Source organism: Cylindrospermopsis sp. CR12 (assembly GCF_001432185.1).
GTDB classification, from domain to species: Bacteria; Cyanobacteriota; Cyanobacteriia; order Cyanobacteriales; family Nostocaceae; genus Raphidiopsis; species Raphidiopsis raciborskii.
Window position 1 is genome coordinate 1 of sequence record NZ_LMVE01000122.1, and the last position, 2,789, is coordinate 2,789.

The window sequence follows — 2,789 nt, forward strand, 5'->3', positions numbered from 1 at the left end:
TTCTATCACCCCCAGTTGAGTTTTTGATGGAATTTGCCTCACCATGTCTATACCTCCCACTTTGGTACTGACTTAATCGGTTTAATTTAATATAACATAGTTTGTCTAGGGATGTTGAGTTATTGAACTCAACTTACAATATCACAAAACTAGTCGGTTTTAAACCGACTTTCGCTTTGAGACCCAAAATTGATTCCCGGTCTCCCCAACAGACAGTCTCCAGGTTGCTAGTCCTTTGCGATCTCCCGTCGGGACTGCTGCGCAATCGCCCTCCAAATATCCCAAAACCTTTGAAATAACTGATTTATCCTTTGACGGAAGACGTTTACCGTCAATCTTTTACCAACCGGGAACCGAACATGAAACGTGCCTAGATGCGAGCGATCTCCCGTAGGGAGTGCTTCGCAATCGCCCACCATTCTGAACCATGCGGTTATTTCTATTAGTTGGTCTTTTGTAGAGAAGAAAAGTCAGGTATAATTTCTCTTGATGATTTGGTTACAGATTTAAAACAATGAAAAAATTTCTCAGATTAGCGCTGATATTGACGTTGTTTCTTGTTTCCTCTTTTAGCTTTAGCACTAGTCCTAGTTATGCTTATAGCCAGTCTGACTTGGACAAACTTTTAGAAACTGGTGACTGTCGAAATTGTGACCTTTCTGGTGCTGACCTTAGAAAGGCTAACCTTTCTGGTGCTGACCTGTCTAGTGCTGACCTCTCTTATGCTATCCTCACTAGTGCTAACCTGTCTACTGCTAATCTTAAAAAGGCTAACCTTTCTGGTGCTGACCTCTCTGGTGCTGACCTAGTTGATGCTTACCTCCCTGACGCTGACGTAAGAGATGCTGACCTCTCTTATGCGTTTGTCCTTCATGCTGATCTCTCTTATGCTAACTTCATCGGTGCTAACTTCGAAGGAGCTAACGTTAGGGGTGCTAACTTCTGGGGTGCTCGACTTGACCGTGGTTGGGAATCTCTCCGATATGAGAAATAGAAAAAACTGATTGGGCACTTAAAAACCCACCTTCCAAAAGCTAACCCATAAGCTAAGTAGGGAGGCTCAATTATTTGTAGGATGGATCGAGTAACGAGAACAAATGTGGCAATCGCTCTTTTCATTCCCATGATCCGACCACCCATTAAACAATAACCATAAACCCAAAACTATTGGAATAACTAGATTGTCACTTGACGGAAAACGTTTTCCGTCAATCTTTTACCAACCGGGAACTGAACATGAAACGTCCCTAGATGAGAGCGATCTCCCGTAGGGAGTGCTTCGCAATCGCCTGTATGGAGTGCAATGCAATCTCCCCTCAACACATTCAGATTTTTCCCTTGAGAAGAAACACGGGGAACCCTGAATGCGATGACTCGTAGGGAGTGCTGCGCAATCCTCCTCCAAATATCCCCACCCCCTTGAAATAACTGATTTATCCTTTGACAGAAAACGTTTACCGTCAACCTTTTACCGAACGTGAAACGTCCCTAGAGGAGAGCGATCTCCCGTAGGGAGTGCTGCGCAATCGCCCACGGGGAGTGTAATGCGATCGCCCTTTAAATATCCCTACCCCCTTGAAATAACTGATTCATCCTTTGACGGAAAACGTTTACCGTCAATCTTTTACCAAACGGGAACGGAACATGAAACGCGCCTAGGGGAGAGCGATCTCCCAAAGGGAGTGCTGCGCAATCGCCCTTCAGTATGTTCAAGTTTTTCCCTTGAGAAGGAACTAGGGGGATAATCTCTAAGAGCGATCTCCCGTAGGGAGTGCTTCGCAATCGCTCATAGGGGGAAGACGAACCCTAGGAAATTCGCAAGGGAAATGCTTCCGAACCAGGGTGCGAGGGCAGAATCCAACCCAGTATCTACCAGGTCGCAATACTTATTCCTTCTTACGAAGGTCAAGATGTAGCTGTAAAACAATCAAATACCTGTTTAGTTGTACAAGCAGTCGCAATACCTATTCCTTCTTACGAAGGTCGAGACATATTTCATATTAATTAGTCTTTTGCCAAATTACCCGAGGTCTATGCTACCATGTCCCACACAATTTTCCAGAACATACTGAAAGCGAATGATCTTTTGTCAACCTCCTACAATTCTACTAATCAGTAATCGCATTCATTAAAACTTCTGTTAAACTCATTTTTTATCTGTTATCTAGCATTTTTGCGCAAGGTGAGGGTATCCTAATTCCCAGTTAGAAAAATGAGATAAATTTAAACAGTACATAGATATCCTTCGATGACAGAACAGGATGGAGGCATAACGGATATTAGCTATCTTATAATAGTATTATGATTCTTTATTATGATGATTTATCGTCACTTTACGCACTAAAGGGTGAACTACCATTACTGGGAGGTTGGGAACAATGGGGTTGTGAAGTGGGGATGTTTTTCCCTCCCTTGCATAGTTTACCTAGTCTTACCTCGCGTACTTAGCCCAACTCTCCTTTCTCATGGTATTTCAGGTAGTAAGTGGTGTCTCGCGATCTCCCGTAGGGAGTGCTGCGCAATCGCCCGCAGGTAGTGCTTCGCAATCGCTCTTCTCTTTAGTATAAACTCCAGTTTTTAAAAACCTCCCAAGGGTATTCTGGTGCAGGTGATAGTTTATTCGAGTGCAGTAATATCAATACCCTTAGCTTTTAATTGTGATAGCAAGGTTTGATACTTTATTTGTTCCTGCTCTTTGAGAAGTCTTTCACGTTCTGCACGTTGAGTTTCTTGTTCTTTGAGAAATCTTTCTTGTTCTGCACAATTACTCAATTCTACAGGACTAAGAA

Annotated in this window: 4 protein-coding genes; 1 reads left to right on the plus strand and 3 read right to left on the minus strand. The window is 43.2% G+C overall.

Annotation, left to right across the window (positions count from 1 at the left end):
• Positions 1–227: 227 nt before the first annotated feature.
• Positions 228–419 carry a hypothetical protein gene (locus ASL19_RS16965; protein ID WP_072149149.1) on the minus strand — a complete coding sequence of 64 codons (192 nt, stop codon included), beginning with the start codon at positions 417–419 and terminating at the stop codon, positions 228–230.
• A gap of 95 nt (positions 420–514) precedes the next feature.
• Between ASL19_RS16965 and ASL19_RS13930 the strand changes: the two genes are divergently transcribed.
• Positions 515–994 (plus strand): pentapeptide repeat-containing protein, encoded by a 480-nt coding sequence (locus tag ASL19_RS13930; protein ID WP_057178799.1) that lies wholly within the window; start codon positions 515–517, stop codon positions 992–994.
• Between the two features lie 182 nt (positions 995–1,176).
• Here ASL19_RS13930 and ASL19_RS16970 read toward each other — a convergent pair whose 3' ends face one another.
• Entirely contained in the window at positions 1,177–1,464 is a 288-nt protein-coding gene (locus ASL19_RS16970) for a hypothetical protein (RefSeq protein ID WP_235529009.1), read from the minus strand.
• Between the two features lie 93 nt (positions 1,465–1,557).
• On the minus strand, positions 1,558–1,713 hold the full coding sequence (locus ASL19_RS18325) for a hypothetical protein (protein ID WP_235529010.1): 156 nt from the start codon (positions 1,711–1,713) through the stop codon (positions 1,558–1,560).
• Between the last annotated feature and the right edge of the window lie 1,076 nt (positions 1,714–2,789).

Bases quoted from the DNA above. Each gene is read 5' to 3' on its own strand.
- ASL19_RS13930 (WP_057178799.1), top strand. From the start codon at position 515: ATGAAAAAATTTCTCAGATTAGCGCTGATATTGACGTTGTTTCTTGTT.
- ASL19_RS16965 (WP_072149149.1), bottom strand. From the start codon at position 419: ATGGTGGGCGATTGCGAAGCACTCCCTACGGGAGATCGCTCGCATCTA.